Here is a 21,998-nt window from a genome sequence, read left to right on the forward strand (position 1 = left end):
GTATTAAACAGAAATTGAGTAGTTGGCATTTTGTAAATCATTTATCGTTCTCTTATTGATAGCAATCGTCATCAATAGCTTGGGCGCACCATTAGATTGTGACTGTGGTTATAAGTATCGAAACACAAGAGATTCAACTAAAAGGTATTCACTAGAAATCGTTGATAGTATAACAAACAAAGCTATTCCATCTGTTACAGCTTATGTCTATAATGAAAGTAAGCTTGTGCAGATGGAATCTAGTAATAATAGGGGAATAATAAATTTTTTATGGAATGATTCTTCCATTTCCCCTAAGGTAAACGTAAAGCATCTAGCCTACAAAGAGCAAACCATAGATAACCTTAATCAAGACGAAACTACAGCGGTAGTCTTCCTCTCTCCCCGAAGCATCGTTATCGATACTGTAGAACTTTCATCTCAGCCTTCCGATACGATAACGTTTAAATTAGATTCGGTCGCGACGCAACGAGATAAAATGAATAAAGCGATCCTTACGCTCGAAGGCTTCCATATACAAGACGACATACTCTATTATAAACTAAAGCCTATAGACAAAGTTTTAGTAAATGGGGAAGTGTTTTTTTATTCTGATGCTGACGAATTATTAAAGCTGCTACCTGCGTTTATAATAGATAAAGTAAAAATATACGATACAGTAGATTCTTTAGAAATACAGGATAACCAAATTCCATATAAGGAGATGAATCTCATAACCTATGAGGATAAGAAAAACGGTTTTTTTGGTGACATCAATATGTCTGGAGGAAAGCATAAGACGAGAGACATAGGGTATAGCTTATTTTTAACACTTGCAAAAAACAAAATTCATTCTAGAGCATCTAGAAATAACATAGCGAGATACTGGGATAGTGATATTCTGACGTTAAGAAATCTACAACCCATCAACAATCAGTTATTTCAGGATATCATATTAAAACATAGTAATACATCAATACAAAATTTAACCATATCAAACGATTTAACGTATAGTACGAATGCTGTAATTGATAGAGATGAGAAAGTAGATAGTATCATACAACATAGCGTTATGTCTACTATTTATTCGGTGAATCAATCTACATCCCGAAATAATAATTTTAATTATTTATCTTCTCTTCAATATAGGACAAAATCTATCCAAGCAAACTTAACTCCCTCCTTGTCATTTTTTAATAGTACAAACAATTTTACAAAAGAATCAACTGTAAATAAAAATAGTAATTTAAATAGTCGTACAATAAACCAAAATTCTTTCCAGAATATCAATATACCCTATACACAGTTAATAACGCTGAAAGATAACCAAAGATTAAGAGTAAGTTTTAATTATTCCTATAATAAAAATAGGATGCAAGATACGGTTACTAGAGACGACGAAACTTCAACCTATTCGATAAAAACAAATATTGCAAAAGAGTTCTCTCCGGGTATTGAATACGCTTACCAAATATCCAAACCTATTCATATTAGCGTCGGTAGTAAGTTTGCTAAACGATCTAATAGTAATAGTAATAAAACCAGAGTTGTTCCAAGAGACACTTTGACTACTTCATCAGAAAATTATACGAGTAAATTATTCTCCAATCAGGCAAACATTAGTTATAAAGCCGGTTCATTTCAAACGCTGGGCACAGTATCTTTGAATAAGATAGAAGAAAATTATATTTATTCTGATGCTTCGAATAAAAGGACGCGTAATAATTTTCTATTCCATTTTAACACGAAATATCTATATAAAAATTGGGACTTCAGTGGTTCTTTTAATCAAACTAATATATTACCTAGCATTCAACAAATAATTTCGGATCCACGAATTACCAATAATTCCAATGTTTATGTAGGTAATCCCCATTTAACAACAGGATATTCGAGAAAATATGAACTCTCGTTAGCCCACTCTAACAATCAAAACGGAAATCACGTAAGTCTCCAAATGTCATCCGCCCAATCTATTAATGGTATCGAAGAAAGATTTCATTTATTAAGTGCAGATACTACAATAAATGGGGTTATTATTCCGGGTGGAATGGTGTTGATTTCTCCGGTTAATGGGGTGCGAAAACACGGCTATAACACCAATCTTTCATATTATATCAACAAAACTTTTGTGGAAAATATGAGAACAAATATAAATTTAAGTTTTTCTAATTCTTATTCTATATATCAAAATAATCCCAATGAAAAGAAAAATTCAGTCTCGATGGGAGTTAATGTTCAATATGATACACATATGCTAAAAATGAGATTGAATTATGATTATGGATTAAATTACCATCAGATAGAAAGCAATGATAATTTAAGGATGCTACACCAAAGTGTAAACAATTATATTGCTTTTAATGGGTTAAGTTTGTTTAGATTGGAATCAAATGCTACGCTTTCTATGAATAGATTTTCAAATGATTTCACTTTTGATCAGATATATTGGAATCTTATCGCTTATCAGCATATACTCAAAAGCCAAAAATTAAAGGTGCAATTTGCCGTCAATAATATCCTCAATACTCAACAGAATGTTCTTTTTGATATTAACAACAATATCGCCTCTCAAAGTAGTACAAATATTAACGGGAGATTTTGGATCGTTACATTATCTTATCAAGTAGCAAAATTTGGCTTCTAACGCTTACAATAATTAAAGAACTTTATTTTAACGATTTTGTTTATATTCTTGGAATATTGTGCTGTTTTTGGACGGTCCAGAAGTTTTGTTATACAATTACGTTTCTATTTCTGGAATAGGATTCCGTTTGTATGCCACAACAGGTATTTGTTAAACCAAAAGAATCATTTTGTTGGCAATAAGCATATTTTGTTTGACAATAAGGATTCGATTTCCGGCATATAAACCTGTTTGTAAACCATGACGTTTATTTGTTAAGCAAAAAGAATCTTTTTGTAGGCAAAAAAGAAGTTTTTTAGGGGAAAAAGTAAATTTGCCAAACTTTTAAAAACGCTGTTTCTGAGCTGTGAGGGAATAAAATTAGGCGTTTTTAGCAGGTAGGGGGTCAAATTGCGACAAAATTTTCCGAAAAAGTGAAAAATTTTGGCACGATTTGACCCCCTGTTTCGTACCGTGCCCTCCTATATTTGCGTCTGTTGGTCAACATAGACATCATTTTTTTAATCTTTAAAAACATTCATCATGGCAAAAACAACATTAAAAACCGGCGCGACGGGCAACAGCGAAGCAGCGTATGTAAAGTTTGTTGAAAATATCGTGGTTAAATTAACAGAAAACATAGCTTTATTCCCGGATGTAGAACCAGAACGGGATGTTTTGGAACAGCTACTCTCGGAATTCAAACGGACGCAGGCCGATGCCGCATACCGCGACAAGCGGATGGTCGTCATCAAAAATCAGGCTTATGCCACATTGAAAGCGGAGGTATACCGTATGTCACTTTATGTAGAACGTCAGGCAGCGGGGGATGAGGCCATGATCTTGGCCGCAGGTTTTATCCCCTCCAAAAGAGGTATGCGTGTGCTGGAGCCGGCCCCCAAACCGAAAATTTTTATCGTCGAGGTCAACGCACAAATTTCCGGTGTCGCGGATCTCAAGGTGAACGGCTGGAGACGGGTGCTTGCCTATCGATTTGAATACCGGAAGAAGAACAGCGATAGCCATTGGAACCCGGTGTTGAGCTCGAAATCCAAAGTGACGATAATCGGGTTGGAGCCCGTACAGGAATATGAGTTTCGGGTAGCCTATATTGGTCGAAATCCGCAGATAACCTATAGTGATATCGTCAGCTCGTATGTATTTTGATCGCTATTTTTTTAATAGGAACAAAACCGTTATCTTTAAACAGTAATCCCCAATTTGCCGTTGTCGATACGCTTTTTTATCGTGCTAAGGTATTTTGGAAAGCCGTTCCTGATACGATCAGGAGCGTGTTCATCAGCCATTATAAATTGATAATAATATGAAAACCGTAAAACACATCCTCCAGACAAAGGGCGCTGTGGTGTACGCTGTAAGCCAAAGCACCTCCGTTTTTGACGCTTTACAAACGATGATGGAAAAAAACATCAGTGCGTTGTTGATTATGGAACAGGAAACATTAGTGGGTATCTTCACCGAACGGGATTATGCCCGGAAAATTATCCTGCAAGGCAAATCGTCCAAAGAGACACCTGTCCAGCTCGTCATGACACCTAACCCACGCACGATTACAACCGACGAAAAAGTGGAGAATTGCATGGAACTGATGACCAATAACCACGTGCGGCATTTGCCCGTCGTAGAAAGTGGTCAGGTGGTCGGCATGATTTCTATCGGTGACCTCGTGAAACATATCATCGAAGATCAAAAGCAGACCATTGACCAGCTCCAAAACTATATCAGTAGCTAGGGATTCATACCACCGATAGCATCTAGTAGTTTCTTTAATTGGACCGGTGTTAACACGCCACCATGACGGAATAACACCTGATAGTTTCTGTCAAGAAGTACCCAACTTGGAAAAGCGAGTGTTCCGGGGCCGTTTAATGTCCGGGCGAGTTCGTGTGTTCCGGTATTTTTACCCGTCGGCTTGAACGTATAGCTCTTGCCTTGAAACAAAATATCATCCTTACTTTCTGCATCAAATTCTACATAATAGAATAAGTCGGCTTTTTTTGCAAAATCCTTGTTCTTGCGTAGCTGGTTTTTCTGCATCCGGCAATATTGACACCAATCCGTAGATAGCAGGATCAGTATAGGTTTCGCGTGCTGTGCTAGAAGACTATCTACCTTCTCGATGCCCACAGGATTGATCTGCGCGTTACAAAACGACGTGAACAGTCCCATAATGGCTAGCCATACGCTACAACGTTTACCGAATCCTGCTATCATATTCATATGGTGATGAAGTTAGAACAAATTATACCGGACACCTAAGAATCCACGAATCCCTTGGTTTGGTCCGTAAACGTAACTAGGGTCAAACGGTAGAAGATTCGGATCATCAATTTTTTCAAACGGGTCGTGGGCACGGGAGATGATAAAAGGAATCCCTTTAGTGGGCGTCCAGTTTAGTAAATTCTTTACACCACCGAAAATTTCAAGCCCGTTACGGAAATGCTTCGTAACCTGTATATTCTGGATGCTCCATGCTTTCGACTCGTCCGGTCTAGGATCATCCTCGCCCAACACAGGTAAACGCATAGGGCCTATGACATTACCCGTGTAATCAAAACTTAATCCTAAACGATTCCAGTTATAGCCAATAGTCCAAGTACCCATGTATTTCTCCGTCAGCATCTGCCATTCCCTTTCGCCCTCTTCTTCACTGTGGACATCCATTACAGTTCCGCCGACCATGGCTTTAAAACCGCTTGGATGTGCCCAATCTAAGTTGACCGAAATACCCTGTGAAACGGCGTGTCCATCTAAATTGGAGTAGATGATTTTATTGATATCGGTATCATAGTCGGGGATAATTTTATTGGTGAAATACGTATAGAATGCAGTCGCATCAATACCAAATATAGCGCCATTATCTGCGTAGAACTTCTTAACATAGTTAACATTGGTGTTCCACGAAGTTTCGGGTTTCAGGTCCCCAATGAACACCACATCGCGCGCACCGGTCAAAGCCGCATGGTCTTCGGTAAACACATTCGCGACACGATAGCCATTCCCTACACCGATACGTAGCACTTGGCTCTTATCCTTGGAGTTCCATTTGTAATTCAAACGCGGTGATAAGATGCTCCCGTGAATCGAGTTATAATCGTATCGTGCGCCGAGCAACAGCTTGTGCTGTGGATGTAACGTAATTTCATCTTGCACAAATAGCCCCGGTAAATGGGTGTGTGATACGTCGGTCGTTGCAGGTGTGTTATCGTCGTAATAGGTGTAACGATAAGCGAGTCCGGTCAATAAATCATGATTTTTAAGTTGTTTACGCCATGTTAATTGACCAAACACAATTTTTTGGTCCGCCATATACTCGGTATCGCCATAAACGCTATTTTGGTCGTGCCCGTTGGCACTGAAGGAGAAGGAGAGATCTTCGCTACCGGGTAAATCGTAGACACCCATTACCTCCCATCGTTTGGTATAGATGCTTTCGCCATATACCTCATCACCTCCACGATATTGCCTACTCCAGTTCATCTCTCCACCCCAGCGGTCTTCATAGATGTACCTTCCGGCCAGCGAGAACGTTTTGTTGTCCTTACGGGCGAAATTCCATTTATTAAAGATGGATATCCTGTCTTGCAGGGTGACGTCTGTAAAATTATCTCCGTTTTTATCCAACGGATTCGAATAGTTGAAGTAATTTACACCTAACAACGACTGTGCAGAACCTACGTTAAACTTGCCTCCGAGGTCTAGATTGTATTCCTGCCAGGTGGTGCCGAAGGTCTCTAAACTAAATAATGGAGCGTTGTCAGGTGTTTTCGTAATGATATTGATGAGACCGCCCACGGCTTCGCTACCATATAATGTGGAAGCTGGTCCTTTGACTATTTCTACGCGTTCGATTAAAGCTTGTGGGATCCCATTCAACCCGTATACAGTGGACAGACCGGAAACAATGGGCATACCATCGATCAGTACCATGGTATACGGGCCCTCCAGGCCATTGATGTGGATGTCGCCGGTATTACACACGCTACAGTTGATCTGTGGGCGTACACCATTTATATTTTGGAGCGATTCGAAAATTGTCGGTGCCGGATTAGCCCTGAAAAATTTAGCAGAATATACCTCGACCGGTATAGGGCTTTCTAATTTGGAAACTTCCCGCAGTGTTCCCGATACGACTACCTCATCTAGATTGCGATTGTCCTTTTGTAATATAATGGGGAGTTGTGTGTTGTTTTGGGTGAGATGGATAGGTTGTTTGATGGGTAAGTAACCTATAGCGCGGACTACTAATGTCGCTTTTCCAGTTGGAATGTCTTCCAATTGGAAATTTCCATCTTTATCTGTTGTTGTTCCTATGGTAGATCCTTCTAGTAGTACACTAGCCGCGAAAATAGGTTGATTATCCGCATCCGTAATCTGTCCCTGTATTTGTGTTTGGGCAAAAAGTGCGAGTGGGAATATATAGAGTAAGGCTATTAGACAAAGCCTGTAATTGTATCTTTTTGTCATGTAAATAATTCATATGAAGCTACATCCCATAACACCATCATGAAACAGCGTTTTGCCATGTAAAAGACATTACGGGTGATAGGTGCTAGGCGAATGAGCCGTCAAGGTATGCAGGAAGTGAAAAAAATCACAACATGAGGGCAGACCTTATCCTGTAATAATAAATGTGTTTCGTTAAATTTCCGATGAATATTCGGAAAGTGGAAATTAGGATAGAGAAGAGGCAGGAGGACCCCGTAAATCGTAGTGAAAGAGTAGGGTGGAAGGTGTGCTTTCCGTTAGTTCTGCATAATGTATACAAAGTAACAGCGGGGTAATGACAAGCTCGAAAGCCTGTAGATCACCAGCGACGAAAACACCTGCAAATACAACATTCAGAAATTGAATTTCATCATCGGATTCATGATGATGAGGCTCGCCTTTTTTGGTAAAGTCGTACGGGTGAATGTGGGTAACCATTTCCCCGGTAGACGTGATCTCCTTGTGCATAAATACCACACCACTGGTGATAATCGCTACCATCCACACACTTAATGACCAAGCGATGAAATTGCGATATGTGGTACTTAATTTATGCATATAATATTACGCCGTTTATTGGCAAAGATACAAAATGATCTGAAGACTACAGTGTCAATTTATTGTTATGGTCCGGGAAAAGTAAACTGGGCTTGTGTATTTTAGCCTCTTCCGGGGTCATACTTGCATAAGAAATGATAATAATGATATCACCCACCTGAACTAACCGAGCGGCAGCTCCATTCAGGCAAATAGTACCTGTTCCACGTTCACCCGGAATAACATAAGTCTCCAATCGAGCCCCGTTATTGTTGTTTACAATCTGCACTTTTTCGTTCGCAACAATATTTGCTGCATCCATCAAATCTTCATCAATCGTGATGCTTCCCACGTAGTTCAGTTCCGCTTGCGTAACACGAACCCGATGAATCTTTGATTTCATTACTTCAATCAACATAATACAAAATTACGCTTTTTTTTTAATCCAGTAACATATTATCTATCAACCGTACGCCTTCTACCCATGCTACCAATAGGGCTACGTGGTTTTTCGCAGGGTCGATGCGGTCTATTTCTTGTAACGAACGTGTCTCACAAATAGCCAGATATTCGATGTCAATTTCCTTCTCCTGATGCAGGATGTCCAAAGCTTCCTGTCGAAGTATGTTCAAATCGTGGTCTTTAAAATGGCGCTTTATATGGCTTAACGCACGATATAATACCAATGCTTTTCGCTTTCCCACTTCCGAAAGGCGCATATTACGTGAGCTTAATGCGAGTCCTTCCTCGTTTCGGACCGTTGGGACGATATGTAGGCGGACGGGCAGTTTTTTTAACTCAATGAGGCGTTGAATAACCATCACCTGTTGGAAGTCTTTTTGACCAAAACAAGCTATATCGGGTTCCACTAAACGGAACAATTTGTATACGATCTGTGTTACCCCTTGAAAATGGCCTGGCCGTTTCTCACCCTCCCATACCTGCTCCAGATTCCCGAGATCAAGGTGCCAAGGTTCTTCCGCTGGGCCGTACATTTCTTCCACAGAAGGTAGGAAGGCTACATCACAACCTATTTCCTGTAATAACCGCAAGTCGTTTTCTTCCGGACGGGGGTATTTTTCGAGGTCACCCGGGTCATTAAATTGGGTGGGATTTACAAAAATACTGCAGACGACGATGTCTGCAATTTGTTGTGCCTCTTTTAGGAGTGAAAGATGCCCCTCATGGAGCGCCCCCATTGTTGGTATAAGCGCTATGCGCAGTGTGGCTTTACGGGGTCCGTCGAGGTAAGTTTGAAGGGCCTGTCTTGTTCTAAATATGTTCACGGCAAAACGTTGAAATAAGGGCGCAAATTTGCAGAAATAAATTCGTAATATAAAGTGATGAAACTTAATGAATTGTAAAATTCATAAAATAATCGTATCTTTGTAGACCGATTTTACTGTTCGATAAATAAAAAAAGAATTGGAGATGGCAAAAACGAAAATATTGTTTGTAACCCATGAGATGTCGCCTTTCCTTGAAAAAAGTAAAATTTCTGAAATAACACGCCAGTTACCACAAGCAATGCAAGAAAAAGGATTTGAAATCCGTATTCTGATGCCACGTTTTGGTAATATTAATGAGCGCAGAAATCGTCTTCATGAAGTGATAAGGTTGTCGGGAATGAACATCGTGGTGGATAGCAATGACAGTCCGCTCATTATTAAAGTTGCTTCATTACCTGCTGCACGGATGCAGGTGTATTTTTTAGATAATGAAGAGTATTTTCAGCGGAAAAAGGTTTTTCGTGATGAAAAGGGTGAGTTTTTTGCAGACAACAACGAACGTTCGTTGTTCTTCTGTAAAGGTGTCTTAGAGACGGTGAAGAAGCTAGGTTGGTCACCGGATGTGGTGCACTGCCATGGTTGGTTTTCGGCTATGGTTCCGGCCTATTTGAAAACAGCCTACAAAGATGATCCTACATTTAAGGATGCCAAAGTGATGTATTCGCTATATGCGGACGAAGACTTTGACACGGTAGGTGCTAAATACGGGACGATGGCAGCACAAGCAGATATGCGTCCGGAGGAAGCAGCTCCTTATGGTGACGGCTCGTATGTAGACCTATACAAAGGAGCGCTGTCATACACCGACATTGCTGTATTTGCGGACGGAGATATACACCCCGAATTGAAGGCATATATAGTAGAAAATGGTATCCGTAGTTTTTCTCCAGATAGTGACGTTGATTATGAGGGTTTTGCGGAGGTATTTGAGGAGTTTTCCACGGCTGACATAGAGGAGACGGCATAATTTTTTCATATTTTTAAGTTTTAAATGTTTGAAAGACGCGATGTGAATCGCGTCTTTTTTTGTTGGTACGAAGTTTTTTCTTATTTTAGACTTGCTAACTGTATTGTCGGATACAAAAAGAGGAATAGACTATTATAAACGAAAGAACATGGAAAGTTTTTCAAGAAGATCATTTTTACAAGCTGTTGCCCTGCTCGCCGCAGGATCGGTCGTGTCGTTGCCTGCAAATGGATTTGGATTGCATCGAAAACTAAGAGTCACGTTGGTCGGTACGGGGGTCCGAGGTATATCCTTTTGGGGCCGCCGTTTGGTAGAACAGTATCCAGACCAACTGGAATTTGTGGGGCTAAGTGATATCAATCCTGGCAGGTTGCAGTATGCGAAGGAATACATGAAAGTGGATTGCCCGACCTTTGTCAATTTCAAAGAGATGCTGCGTACGGCCAAACCGGATTTGGTGATCGTGTGTACGACTGACTCTTCTCATCACGAACTGATCATTGACGGGCTGGCGGCTGGCTGTGATGTCCTCACGGAAAAGCCGCTAACAACGGATGAAATAAAAGCACAGGCGATCCTGGATGCAGAACGACAATATGGGAAAAACTTAATTGTAGGATTCAATTATAGATGGAGTCCTTATATGACGAAAATCAAGGAACTGCTTATGAACGGGGAAATTGGTGAAATTACATCGGTTGATTTCAATTGGTATCTCAATACCCATCATGGCGCGTCTTATTTCCGTCGTTGGCACGGACTGATGAACAAAGGCGGATCGCTATGGATACATAAAGCTACGCACCATTTTGATTTACTCAATTGGTGGTTGGATTCTGAACCTGATGAAGTGTTTGCTTATGGTGCGCTGGAGCATTATGGCAAAAATGGGCCATTCAGAGGAACCAGTTGCCGGAGTTGCTCGTATAAAAAAGAATGTGATTACTATTGGGATATTACGGGTGACGCGCATGCTATGAAACTGTATGTGGCTAATGAAGCACATGATGGGTATATTCGTGATGGCTGTGTTTATCGGAAGGAGATCGATATTTACGACAAGATGTCGGCGCAAATTAAATATGCAAATGGCGCGATCGCTAATTATTCGCTGACTACGTATTCGCCGTTTGAGGGTTGGCGAATTGCTTTTAACGGGCAAAAAGGGCGTGTTGAGGCATGGTTAGATATTCCATGGATGAAAAATGACAGTTTGGATCAAGAGAGTTTGCATGCCGCAGAAATGCAGCAGGCGGAAAATATCGATGTTATTCATGAGCCGGTTGTACTATATAAAAATTGGAAGGATTACCAGATCATTCAGGTAGCTAGCGAACGCGCTGGTCATGGTGGTGGCGACCGCCGCTTACACGATAAACTGTTCAAGCAACCCGAGGCCCCTGATCCTTACGGGCATGCAGCGGGTCTGCGCGACGGTGTAATGTCTATTTTAATTGGTGTAGCTGCCCGTCATAGTATCGAGAAAGGCAGCCCGATAAAAATTGCTTCGTTGACAGATTTAAAACCCCAAGCCAAACGCGGGTAGTAGTTAAGCTATAGATATATAATGAAAAAAGGTCTCCTCTATATAGAGGAGACCTTTTTTAGCGGTCTGGACGGGACTCGAACCCGCGACCCCATGCGTGACAGGCATGTATTCTAACCAGCTGAACTACCAGACCTAATTTCTTCCGTTTATGCGGAAATATATGCTAAGAACGTTTTGAAGCAATGCTTCTCTTTTATGGAGCGGTCTGGACGGGACTCGAACCCGCGACCCCATGCGTGACAGGCATGTATTCTAACCAGCTGAACTACCAGACCTTTTATCCTTCTCGTTTGAAGGTGTGCAAATATAGGTGTATTTTACAGAATGTCGAAATTTTTTTGAAAAAATTTAGTCTACCGCACCCTCTTTCATTTTCTCTGCATTCTCCGCAAATTGGAGCGCGTCTATAATGCCTTGAATATCACCATCCATAACGGTAGGAAGGTTATAGAGCGTCAAGCCGATGCGGTGTTCCGTAACACGTCCTTGTGGATAATTGTATGTCCGTACTTTGGCAGATCGGTCTCCGGTAGATACCATCGTTTTACGTTTAGCTGCGACATCACCATGTTTTTTCTGCACCTCAAGTTCGTATAATTTATTTCGAAGCATCTCCATGGCCAGTTCGCGGTTTGCTAATTGGGAGCGTTCAACTTGGCACACAACTACAATTCCAGAAGGTTTGTGTGTCAACTGCACCTTCGTTTCCACTTTGTTGACATTTTGTCCCCCAGCACCGCCCGAACGGGATGTTTGCATTTCAATGTCACCAGGGTTCAACTCGACATCAACATCTTCCGCTTCCGGCAAAACAGCTACCGAAGCTGCAGATGTATGAACCCGACCTTGCGTTTCGGTATCTGGAACACGCTGTACACGATGGACCCCGGATTCATATTTTAGTTGACCATACACGTCCTCGCCGAGGACTTTTAAAATAACCTCCTTATATCCACCGGATGTTCCTTCCGTTACATCCATTACTTCCGTGCGCCAACCTTTTGTTTCGAAATATCGTGTGTACATTCTATATAGGTCGCCAGCGAATAGGGCAGCTTCATCGCCACCAGTGCCGCCGCGAATCTCGATAATAGCATTCTTGGCATCCTCGGGATCTTTCGGGATAAGCATTAAGCGAACTTCTTCCTCTTTTTCTTCCTTTTGATCTAAAAGGATGTCCAATTCTTCTTTCGCCATCTCCCGGAGTTCTTGGTCTTTTTCGTTGGCGAGTATATCTTTGTTGGTGTCGATATTACTAACGATATTTTTATAGATATGATATTGCTCCACAATTTTCCCCAAGTCTTTATATTCTTTATTCAACTTGGCAAAACGCTTCATATCATTGATGGTATCTGGGTTGCTTAATTCAGCCTCTACCTCTTCCCACCGTTCTTTTATAGCTTGTAGTTTCTCTAACATAGTGCGTAATGCTCTTCATAACGGAAAGGTGTTTTCCGTTTTTATTAGGCACAAAAGTACGTATTTTTTTGGTATTAATGCGTGGAAACCACTTTGAGGCCAATAATAGAAGCGATCAATGTAAAAATGAAAAATACACGCCAAAAATCGGCCGGCTCTTTAAAGATAAAAATACCAACTAAGACAGTTCCTACTGCGCCAATGCCTGTCCAAACCGCATAGGCGGTTCCAAGCGGCAGCGCTTGGGTAGCTTTCATCAACAGTAGCATGCTGATGGTCAAACATACACCAAATCCACCGTACCAAAGGTACATTTCCGTTCCTGTTGTGTGTTTAGCTTTTCCTAAGCAGGATGTGAATCCCACTTCAAATAGACCTGCAATAATTAATATAATCCAATTCATAGTCCTTCATATTATGTATGCTACAAATATCTATATCCGAAAACAGAATACTTTTTACAAATGATAAAAAAATAAATTATTTCCCATGTCTATCGCTGCACTCGTCATTAACATCTTATTAACAAGTCTGTCTGTATAACACTGTAACTTTATTGCTACAATATATAGATGGGGAATCTATACACAAAAGTAAAACAGACCTATCTACATAACAGCTGACAATAAAACTATGATTAATATGCCAAACATTTACAGTTTAAACAGGTGTCGGACAGGTTTTGTAAGGGGCAGTATGCTGTGCTTTGCTTTACTAGCCTGTCATTATGGTCATGCAGAGAGCAGACCCTATCGGGATGCAGCAGAAATAACAGCCTCGATGGCTCAACAACAAACTATTACGGGTACGGTTCAAAATGCGACAACGGGTGACCCGCTGTCGGGCGTAACGGTCAACGTGAAAGGAGAAGACGTCGCCACGCAAACGGATGGTGCGGGTAACTTTGAAATTGCAGCGGAAATTGGTGATGTGCTGCAAATTCGTTTCATTGGTTTTTCTACCCAAGAGATCACGGTGCGGGGAACAACGGTACAGGTCAGGTTAACTTCCGATGAAGAAATATTGGATGAGGTCGTGGTGGTCGGTTATGGTACGCAGCGGCGGAAAGAAATTACTTCTGCTGTTGCCTCGGTCAAAGAAGAGGATTTCAATCGAGGGGGAATGAGAAACCCCATGGAACTTGTTCAGGGTAAAGTGGCGGGTTTGAATATTACACGTGCTCAGGGGAGTAATCCAAATTCGGCGACGAATATCCAATTAAGGGGTATGGCCTCTATGAAAGGAACAAACAGCCCACTCATTGTTATTGATGGGATTCCTGGTGGGAATCTGGACTTGGTCAAGCAAGGAGATATTGAGTCGATCGACGTACTGAAAGACGGGTCGGCAGCAGCTATTTACGGTACCAGGGGAAATGGTGGTGTAATTCTGGTAACGACTAAAAAAGGAAAGGCTGGTACGCCACAATTTGAATACTTGACCTATGGTCAAACCGAAGTAGTGAACCGTAGACCCTCCATGCTTAATGCGACACAATTTCGTGAAAAAGTGGTTGATGGACTGAACCGACCGTCGTATGACTTGGGATCTGATACCGATCTTTATAATGAACTCATAAACAAAAATAATTTTTCGCACTTCCATAATTTTATAGCCAGTGGTGGTGGCGAAAATTCAACTTATCGTGCTTCCTTTAACTATGAACAGGCACAGGGTATTGCCAAATCGAATAGTAAAGATCAGTTTGGGGGGCGGATTAATTTTAATCAGACTGGACTTAACGACCGATTGACGTTGTCTGCGAATATTGCTGCTAATTTCAGTAAGGCGGACTTATTGGGTGGTCGGAAGGATGATGATTCCGAGAATGTTCCAGATTTCGAGCAAGCTGTCCAACGTAATCCTACCGCCCCTATTTATGGGGAAGATGGATCTTTTTATCAGACCCAGGAATTCAATAACTATAACCCAATGAGCCGATTGGCACATCGTCTCAATGACCGTAACCAACAAACTTTCTCGGGGGACGCCCGTCTAAAATATCAGATTTTAGAAGAACTGAGCGTGTCTGCTTTCGGATCCTATGTCCGCGATAACTGGAATGATCGTCAGTATCGTTCTACGGAAGATTGGGACCAGCGACTTAATTCTGACTATCAGGGGATGGCTTATGCTTATAAACGCAATGAATTGAACTGGACCAAGACATTCGAGAGCACAATTGATTATAATAAGACTTTTAACGACCTGCATACCATAACAGGTCTATTGGGTTATAGCTATCAATATGCTACAGCGGAATGGTTTGATATGTCTAATAACGGATTTACCACCGATGGTTTTCTGGATTGGAATTTTGGGTCTGGAACCGCGCTTACAAATGATCAGCTGCCACGTCCCACCATGGGATCCTTTAAAGAAGATAACACCTTGATTGCGTTCTTTGGTCGTGTGAACTATAATTATGCGGATAAATACTTTATTACGGCAATCCTACGTCGCGAGGGTTCTTCCAGATTTGGGGTGAATAATAAATGGGGTAATTTCCCTGCTGTCTCGGCGGGATGGAATATCTCCAATGAGGAATTCTTCACCAATAAAGAGGTGGTTAACGACCTGAAGTTACGGGTTGGCTATGGGGTAACCGGTAATCAAGGTATTCCAAACTACCTTTCGTTAATTACATTGGGAACCGGTGGTGTATACCCGCAAGGCGGTGTTTACTACCAGACTTACGGACTGTCACGTAATCCGAACCCCGATTTACGCTGGGAACAGAAAGCGGAAACGAACATTGGGGTAGACTTTGGGTTGTTCAACAATCGCTTGACCGGTGCGCTTGATGTATATCATCGTAAAACCTCTGATTTGCTGTATGAGTATCGTGCGCAACAACCGTCTTACGGACAGTCAACCATCTGGTACAACGTAGGTGAAGTCGTTAACAAGGGAATCGAGTTGCAGCTGAGTGGTTCGCCGATTAGAAATGACAACGTACATTGGCAGATCGATTTTACCGGCAATTATCAACAGAATGAATTGACAAAGCTGTCTAGTGATGTCTTCCAAAGCGATTATTTAGAATTTGGTGGTCTTCCTTCTCCAGGTAACTTAGGCTCCGCAATTCGCTTGGAAGAGGGGGGAGAAATTGGGTCTTTTTACGGAAAACGTTTTGCCGGATATGATGATGCAGGGAAATGGCTGTTTTACAAAGCGGACGGATCTACTGCACATGCGGGAGATATGAATAACGATGATCTGACATATATCGGAAATGGGGTGCCCAAATTTCAGGCATCTTTGGGTAACCGCGTTAGTTACAAGGGATTTGATTTGACGGTATTCCTCCGTGGTAAATTTAAATATGACATCCTGAATACCGCGGATATGTTCTTTGGGAACAAAAAATGGTTGCCTAATAATGTTCTTGAATCTGCTTTTGGCAAACACGATCAGTTAGACGATGACCCGCAGTACTCAGACTACTATTTGGAAAATGGCTCATTTGTCAAGATTGACAATGTTACCTTGGGATATAACGTCAGTTTGAAAAGCGAACATGTCAGAAATCTTTATGTTTATCTAACGGCTAGAAATTTGGCTACCATCACCTCCTATTCTGGATTGGATCCTGAACTACAAGATACGGGATTCGATGCGGGGATTGACTCAAGAGGTTTTTATCCGAGAACACAGTCTTGGTCATTTGGGGTGAATATTGGCTTTTAATGGAAAGAATTATGAAAACAGTTAAAAAACATACGATACGATTTACGGCAGCGGTATTGGTTGCGACGGCTGGTTTTTCTAGTTGTACAAACTTGGATGAAAACCTATATAGCGAGCTTGAGGAAGCTAGCTTCTACAAAAATAAACTGGAAGTAATGCAGGCGGCATTACGACCATTTACGCATATGCAGGCTTGGTTGGCACCGACGGGAGGTAATGGCTTTTACTACCATTCAGAATTGGCGGCAGATCAAGTGGCCTGGCCGCAAAAAGGCCGCCATGGATATGATGGAGGAGACCATTTTCGGATGCATTATCATACCTGGACCGACAACGAGAACCGGATGAGAACCGCTTGGGAATTGATGTGGACTGGAGTCGGATTTATAAACAATGCATTAGCTGATATTGAGGCACTTGATATTGAAGCTATCGGCATGACGCAGGAAGAGATCGATGAAGTGTTTGCACAGTTGAGAGTTTTGCGCGCTTATCACTACATGCGCATTATGGATATGTGGGGAAATGTTCCCGTCGCTACAAAGGTGTCCGAAACGCCTGAAAACCCCGAAACGAGGCCGCGGGCGGAAGTCTTTGAATTTGTAAAGACAGAGCTTGAAGCGGAAGTGGAGAAGTTGCCGGATTTATCTGCGGAAACGGTGGGTAAAGTAAACAAGGCAGCAGGATATGCAATGCTTTCGGAGTTATATCTGAATGCCGACAAGTGGTCTGGTACAGCGATGTGGGATGAATGTATCGCCGCTTCGGAAAAAGTGATATCCGGGGCGGGTGGTGGTATTGGCGGAACACCGCAATTATCCGAGGATATTAACGCTATCTTTAGCAATACGAATAGCGCAAACCCAGAAGCACTTTTCCAGTTCCAATATAGCCGCAAAGGAGGTTTTACGTTTGATTGGGGAGGTTTCTACATGAGCTATGACTATATGAAGGAAGTGTTAGATGTAGGGTACGGTGGTTGGAATGCTTTCGTGGTGATCCCAACAGCCTTTGATGCCTATCAGGAGAGTGATCTACGTAAACAAGACTGGTTTCTCTTTGGACCACAGTACAAATATGGAACACAAACACCGGTAAAAGGAACGGAAGAGTATGCCGGACAAGATCTGGTCTTTGTGAACGCCATCCGTCGAGAAAGTGAGGGCGACACGAATTCAGAAGGCTCTATGGCCGAAGGAGAAGAAAACTCGGGTGCGAGGTTCCATAAATATAAGTCTGGACGCTTAAGCGATGAGAACTACCAGGAAAACGATTACATTATTTATCGTTTAACGGAAATGTATTTCAATAAAGCCGAAGCCCTTATTCGCAAAAACGGCGGTACTGCCGATCAGGAAGCAGTTGATTTAATCAATGCGTCTAAAGAACGTGCCTTTGAGGCGGCCGACTGGAATGCAAATAGATATACTACTGCGAACTTAACGCTTGATGAACTTCTAGCCGAAAGAGGACGGGAGTTTATCTTCGAAGGTAAGCGTAGGACGGATTTGATCCGTTTCGGTAAATATACGACCGGATCCTGGTGGGACCATGAAGCGACAAATGATGCGAATAAGGAATTGTTTCCCATTCCGCAGACGCAGCTGGCCATCAACCCTAACCTGCAACAAAATCCTGGCTACAATTAAAGCCTGCCTACAATTAAAGAAAGAAGAATAGCTTGATCATAATCGAAAGCGGATATGTACGTCAACGTATATGTCCGCTTTTTTGCTTTAAAATGAACCCTACCTTGAAGACGGTCTCTAGGGTCAGAAATTGTGAATGCTGTAAAATTTTTCGAATCCGGCTGATAAAAACATCTAAGCTGCGACCGAGAAAATAATCGTTGTCACCCCACACGCTGATCAAAATATCTTCTCGCTTTAATACCTGTTCTACATGCTCCAACAGATATTTCCACAGTTCAAATTCACGTGCAGTGAGTTTATATACCTTGCTATCGTCGATCACTAACTCCATGGTGTTATTGCGGAGGTAAACATCACATACCTTCAGTTCATCCCGCGTCGATCCCTGATATCGGTTCAAGATATTATGGATGCGCCAGGCAAGTTCTTCGACGTCAAACGGCTTTGTGATATAATCCGCAGCACCTAATTTCAATCCTTTCAACCGACTTGTTTTTTGATTTCTCGCCGTTAGAAACAGAAAATGTAAATGTGGCTTTATTTTACGGATGCTCTCAATGAGTTCGAAACCATCTTTTCCCGGTAAATGAATGTCGACTAATAACAAATCGTAATCGTTTGCTTTACAGTATTCTAAGGCTCCGAAGCTGCTTGGAACCAACTGGGTTGTAAACCCCACGGCATTCAAATAATTTTTTACTTCTTGACCGAGGTCTTGATCGTCTTCTATCAACAACAACTTACCTTTCATCCTTCGTGTTTTTTATCGTTTTTGGGAATGATGATTCGAATCTCCGTTCCGCGCGTGTCACGCAGACGTATCTCTTGCTTCCATTGATGAATTTTTATCATTTGATCAACATAATATAGCCCTAGTCCTAATCCGCCTTTTTCTTTGCCTTGTCTACCCTGATAAAACTTATGGAAGACGTATTGTCGTTCTTCTGGAAGTATTCCCTCGCCATTATCGGAAATTTCCAGCAGAATGTTTGCTTTTCTTTCTATAAGCCGTACCGTGACTTCTTTATCGGTACTATTATTATGTTTTATGCCATTCTCCATGAGGTTGTTTACGGCTGTTGTAAAATAAAAAAAATCATATTTTGAAAAAACCTGCTGTAAATCGGTCTCAAATTTTATATGAACATGTGGATGATGTATATATTTTAGACGCAAATCATGCAGACTATTTTCTATATCTTCGACCAGGTTACGATGTTCCTTACGAACATTACTGGGATCGAACATCGATATGTCAATGGCTTGATCTACCAGCTGATCAATTCGTTTAGATTGCCTTTCGATGACGGCAATGCTTTGCGTGACGCGCGTATTGTTGTATGGTTTTGTTTCTCGTATCAGGTTTTTGACGGAAACGGATATAGATGATATGGGTGTTTTAAATTCATGGGTAATGCTATTCAAAAAATCTTGTGTGACTTCATTCAGTTTTTTCTGTTTTTGCCAACGCCGAAAGGTCAAAATATAAGTTGTCGCAATAATCAATGTACAAATAGCTGTTAGAAGAAAAAGTGGGAATATCTTCTTGTAGACCGTGAACTTTTGTGAATGATTTAATCCGTAAAGGGTGAATTTTACCCCGTAGCTATAGGGCATATAAGAAGAAACGGAAATATTGGATACTACCTCATTTGGATCGATATAACGCTCGTCCCCGTCAATACGAAGGGGTAGAAGAACGTCGTTCCAAATGGTTAGATCGATATAATTTTTACCATCGAAAGAGATCGAAATTTCATCGAGTGTTATCGCATACCCATATTTTTCCAGATCCAGGTGGATCGATTTCAGGATAGCGGACATCACGGAATCCATATTGGATGCTGCGGTCAATTCTTTCAAAATATGATTGGTGATCAGACGTATAGAGTCATTATACATTCGTCTATCCGTTTTATAAAGGTGTTCTAACGCCATAAGACGCTCCTTATCCAAGTAATTATCAAACACATTTTGACCGCCCGGATAGAGTTTGTCATTGATGATTGCCTCCCCGTAGAGACGCTTGATTACATCTTTTTCTTTCTGCGCAATTTCACGACTTTCAATATTATAAGAGCTTGATATGAGCTTGTATTGTAGAATTAGAAGTATAAAAAAGCATAGCGTAGCAAGAAGCCGCAACGCCATATCTCGGTGGATCGTGTGGCAGATCTTTTTCGTCATGCGTGCAAAACTTCTGTATAGCATCTTCCGGAATAAATTTATCGCATCATTTCTTTGCGCGAATCCTACTTAATGTAACTTGTGATATACCTAGATACGAAGCGATATATCCTAGTTTAATCTGATTAACCAATTCCGGCGCCCGATCCAACAGGTCTTGATAGCTTTCACGTGCTGTTTTAAATAGTTTTGACATGAGCCGATATTCAATTTTTAGTGTTTCTACTTCGGCAAGTTTTCTACCCCAATTAGCGATACCTAAGGTATTGGAAAAGAGTGATTGCAATTGAGCTGAATGGATTCTATACACCGTGACCGGCTCGAGGGATTGTATAGTTTCATAACCTGGTTTACCGTGTACGTAACTATTTAAAGATACAAGTGCATCACCGGGAAAAGCAAAATCTAAAATGACCTCCCGATCCTCTTTATAATAAAATATACGACAAGATCCGGTTTTCAGAAAATAGAGATAGCGGGAATTTTTGCCTGTTTCTATAATATTATGCTGTTTATGGAATGTAACTTCTTCAAAAAGCGCCAATAGGGCTTGTTGGTCTGCTGTATGGAGAGGAGCAATACGTTGAATGATGGTTAGGGCATCCATTTTTTTAATTCCAATTTTGTGCCATCCCATACTGCATAGGTGCAGGCATGTATCCACTCGCCGAGGTTAACGATACGGCTGTTTCCGGGCAGTTGAATATCGTAGGCGAGATGACGATGCCCAAAGATGAAATAATCGAAATGCTCCTGTTGCAGCAGCTCTTTCGCATATTGAATAAGCCATTCCTGGTCTTCTCCTAAAAAATGTTCTTCCCCTAAACTAGCCGCTCGGCTGTGACGAGACCATCTTTGCGCAATACCAATGCCGAGGTTTGGGTGTAGTCTTGCAAAAAGCCACTGGCAGACCTTGCTGCGGAAGAAAGCTTTCAGAAATTTGTACTTTGCATCTCCAGGACCAAGTCCATCGCCATGATGTATATAAAATCGTTTGCCGTCGAGTTGGAGGATTAGTTCATTATCGACAATATGGGCATTTAATTGCTCTTTTAAATAACCGAACATCCACATGTCATGGTTGCCTTTAAAGAGCGTGATCTCCACACCGAGGTCGGATAGCTCCGCTAATTTGCCCAGAAAACGGATAAATCCTTTGGGAACTACGGTGCTGTATTCAAACCAGAAGTCAAAAATATCGCCTACTAAAAAAAGAGCTTTTGCGTCATGCTTGATATGGTCTAGCCAGGAGACAAGCTGCCGCTCCCGCGCTGTAGAGGTTGTTCTGGATGTGACACCCAAATGAAAATCCGAAGCAAAGTATATTTTATCTCTCATGGAGCGTCAAAATTAATCAATTTTTGATTAAAGTTGTTTTTTTAAGCCGAACCCCTCCTTTAACATTCAAGGTCGCATCCAAATATTTTACAACTGCACAAACTTATTTTTAGTACTATCCCTAATGTAAAATATTTGAAGCGACGAGGTTTATGGACAAGTGTTTATTCTGGTGTCCATGAGCTCACTTCGTTCGGTTTATCTTCTTTTTATGGGAAAAAGAGGATAAAAAGCCTAACTTGCAATCGGTTTA

Annotated in this window: 18 protein-coding genes and 2 tRNA genes; 7 read left to right on the top strand and 13 right to left on the bottom strand. The window is 41.4% G+C overall.

Going from position 1 to position 21,998, the window contains the following annotated elements; genetic code table 11:
- The first annotated feature begins 22 nt into the window (after positions 1-22).
- The 3 genes from H8B06_RS15440 to H8B06_RS15450 all read left to right on the top strand — a co-directional run bounded on the left by H8B06_RS15440 (position 23) and on the right by H8B06_RS15450 (position 4,358).
- On the top strand, positions 23-2,626 hold the full coding sequence (locus H8B06_RS15440; protein WP_223857707.1) for an outer membrane beta-barrel family protein: 2,604 nt from the start codon (positions 23-25) through the stop codon (positions 2,624-2,626).
- A gap of 522 nt (positions 2,627-3,148) precedes the next feature.
- Positions 3,149-3,772: a fibronectin type III domain-containing protein gene (locus H8B06_RS15445; RefSeq protein ID WP_190995145.1), complete on the top strand. Its 624-nt coding sequence runs from the start codon at positions 3,149-3,151 to the stop codon at positions 3,770-3,772.
- 157 nt (positions 3,773-3,929) lie between these two features.
- Positions 3,930-4,358, top strand: a complete 429-nt coding sequence (locus H8B06_RS15450; protein WP_130143002.1) for a CBS domain-containing protein — start codon at positions 3,930-3,932, stop codon at positions 4,356-4,358.
- Here the strand turns inward: H8B06_RS15450 and H8B06_RS15455 are convergent.
- From H8B06_RS15455 to panC, 5 genes are all read right to left on the bottom strand, one after another.
- Complete coding sequence (locus tag H8B06_RS15455) at positions 4,355-4,846, bottom strand: thioredoxin family protein (protein ID WP_190995146.1); 492 nt, start codon at positions 4,844-4,846, stop codon at positions 4,355-4,357. The genes H8B06_RS15450 and H8B06_RS15455 overlap by 4 nt on opposite strands.
- Before the next feature lie 12 nt (positions 4,847-4,858).
- The gene (locus H8B06_RS20830) at positions 4,859-7,093 is read right to left on the bottom strand and encodes a TonB-dependent receptor (RefSeq protein WP_190995147.1); all 2,235 of its coding nucleotides are present in this window, start codon (positions 7,091-7,093) and stop codon (positions 4,859-4,861) included.
- Between the two features lie 207 nt (positions 7,094-7,300).
- The gene (locus tag H8B06_RS20710) at positions 7,301-7,672 is read right to left on the bottom strand and encodes a hypothetical protein (protein WP_223857708.1); all 372 of its coding nucleotides are present in this window, start codon (positions 7,670-7,672) and stop codon (positions 7,301-7,303) included.
- Positions 7,673-7,718: 46 nt separating this feature from the next.
- Complete coding sequence (gene panD / locus H8B06_RS15470) at positions 7,719-8,069, bottom strand: aspartate 1-decarboxylase (RefSeq protein ID WP_130143005.1); 351 nt, start codon at positions 8,067-8,069, stop codon at positions 7,719-7,721.
- A 22-nt stretch (positions 8,070-8,091) separates the two neighbouring features.
- Positions 8,092-8,937 (bottom strand): pantoate--beta-alanine ligase, encoded by an 846-nt coding sequence (gene panC / locus H8B06_RS15475; protein WP_190995148.1) that lies wholly within the window; start codon positions 8,935-8,937, stop codon positions 8,092-8,094.
- Positions 8,938-9,082: 145 nt separating this feature from the next.
- Here panC and H8B06_RS15480 point away from each other — a divergent pair, with 145 nt between their 5' ends.
- Both H8B06_RS15480 and H8B06_RS15485 read left to right on the top strand, forming a co-directional pair.
- Positions 9,083-9,907: a glycogen/starch synthase gene (locus H8B06_RS15480; protein WP_190995149.1), complete on the top strand. Its 825-nt coding sequence runs from the start codon at positions 9,083-9,085 to the stop codon at positions 9,905-9,907.
- A 148-nt stretch (positions 9,908-10,055) separates the two neighbouring features.
- Complete coding sequence (locus tag H8B06_RS15485; RefSeq protein WP_190995150.1) at positions 10,056-11,453, top strand: Gfo/Idh/MocA family protein; 1,398 nt, start codon at positions 10,056-10,058, stop codon at positions 11,451-11,453.
- Positions 11,454-11,515: 62 nt separating this feature from the next.
- Here H8B06_RS15485 and H8B06_RS15490 read toward each other — a convergent pair.
- The 4 genes from H8B06_RS15490 to H8B06_RS15505 form a co-directional block, all read right to left on the bottom strand.
- Positions 11,516-11,589 (bottom strand) — tRNA-Asp (locus tag H8B06_RS15490).
- A 68-nt stretch (positions 11,590-11,657) separates the two neighbouring features.
- Positions 11,658-11,731: transfer RNA gene (locus tag H8B06_RS15495), tRNA-Asp, on the bottom strand.
- Positions 11,732-11,804: 73 nt separating this feature from the next.
- On the bottom strand, positions 11,805-12,878 hold the full coding sequence (gene prfA / locus H8B06_RS15500; protein WP_130143010.1) for a peptide chain release factor 1: 1,074 nt from the start codon (positions 12,876-12,878) through the stop codon (positions 11,805-11,807).
- 74 nt (positions 12,879-12,952) lie between these two features.
- On the bottom strand, positions 12,953-13,282 hold the full coding sequence (locus H8B06_RS15505) for a DMT family transporter (protein WP_190995151.1): 330 nt from the start codon (positions 13,280-13,282) through the stop codon (positions 12,953-12,955).
- A gap of 238 nt (positions 13,283-13,520) precedes the next feature.
- Between H8B06_RS15505 and H8B06_RS15510 the strand changes: the two genes are divergently transcribed.
- Both H8B06_RS15510 and H8B06_RS15515 read left to right on the top strand, forming a co-directional pair.
- Complete coding sequence (locus H8B06_RS15510) at positions 13,521-16,568, top strand: SusC/RagA family TonB-linked outer membrane protein (RefSeq protein WP_190995152.1); 3,048 nt, start codon at positions 13,521-13,523, stop codon at positions 16,566-16,568.
- An 11-nt stretch (positions 16,569-16,579) separates the two neighbouring features.
- Positions 16,580-18,217, top strand: a complete 1,638-nt coding sequence (locus H8B06_RS15515) for a RagB/SusD family nutrient uptake outer membrane protein (RefSeq protein ID WP_190995153.1) — start codon at positions 16,580-16,582, stop codon at positions 18,215-18,217.
- 61 nt (positions 18,218-18,278) lie between these two features.
- On the opposite strand, the gene H8B06_RS15520 is transcribed toward H8B06_RS15515, so the two are convergent.
- Genes H8B06_RS15520 through H8B06_RS15535 form a run of 4 tightly spaced genes read right to left on the bottom strand, consistent with a single transcriptional unit; the run spans position 18,279 to position 21,745 of the window.
- The gene (locus H8B06_RS15520; RefSeq protein ID WP_190995154.1) at positions 18,279-18,971 is read right to left on the bottom strand and encodes a response regulator transcription factor; all 693 of its coding nucleotides are present in this window, start codon (positions 18,969-18,971) and stop codon (positions 18,279-18,281) included.
- A complete protein-coding gene (locus H8B06_RS15525) occupies positions 18,968-20,431 on the bottom strand; it encodes a sensor histidine kinase (protein WP_223857709.1) in 1,464 nt (487 codons plus the stop codon). The genes H8B06_RS15520 and H8B06_RS15525 overlap by 4 nt, the downstream gene beginning before the upstream one ends.
- A gap of 22 nt (positions 20,432-20,453) precedes the next feature.
- Positions 20,454-21,014: a Crp/Fnr family transcriptional regulator gene (locus tag H8B06_RS15530; RefSeq protein WP_190995156.1), complete on the bottom strand. Its 561-nt coding sequence runs from the start codon at positions 21,012-21,014 to the stop codon at positions 20,454-20,456.
- Positions 21,002-21,745 carry a UDP-2,3-diacylglucosamine diphosphatase gene (locus H8B06_RS15535; RefSeq protein ID WP_190995157.1) on the bottom strand — a complete coding sequence of 248 codons (744 nt, stop codon included), beginning with the start codon at positions 21,743-21,745 and terminating at the stop codon, positions 21,002-21,004. The genes H8B06_RS15530 and H8B06_RS15535 overlap by 13 nt, the downstream gene beginning before the upstream one ends.
- Between the last annotated feature and the right edge of the window lie 253 nt (positions 21,746-21,998).

Origin of the sequence: Sphingobacterium micropteri, from assembly GCF_014692515.1 — a bacterium.
Taxonomy (GTDB): Bacteria; Bacteroidota; Bacteroidia; order Sphingobacteriales; family Sphingobacteriaceae; genus Sphingobacterium; species Sphingobacterium micropteri.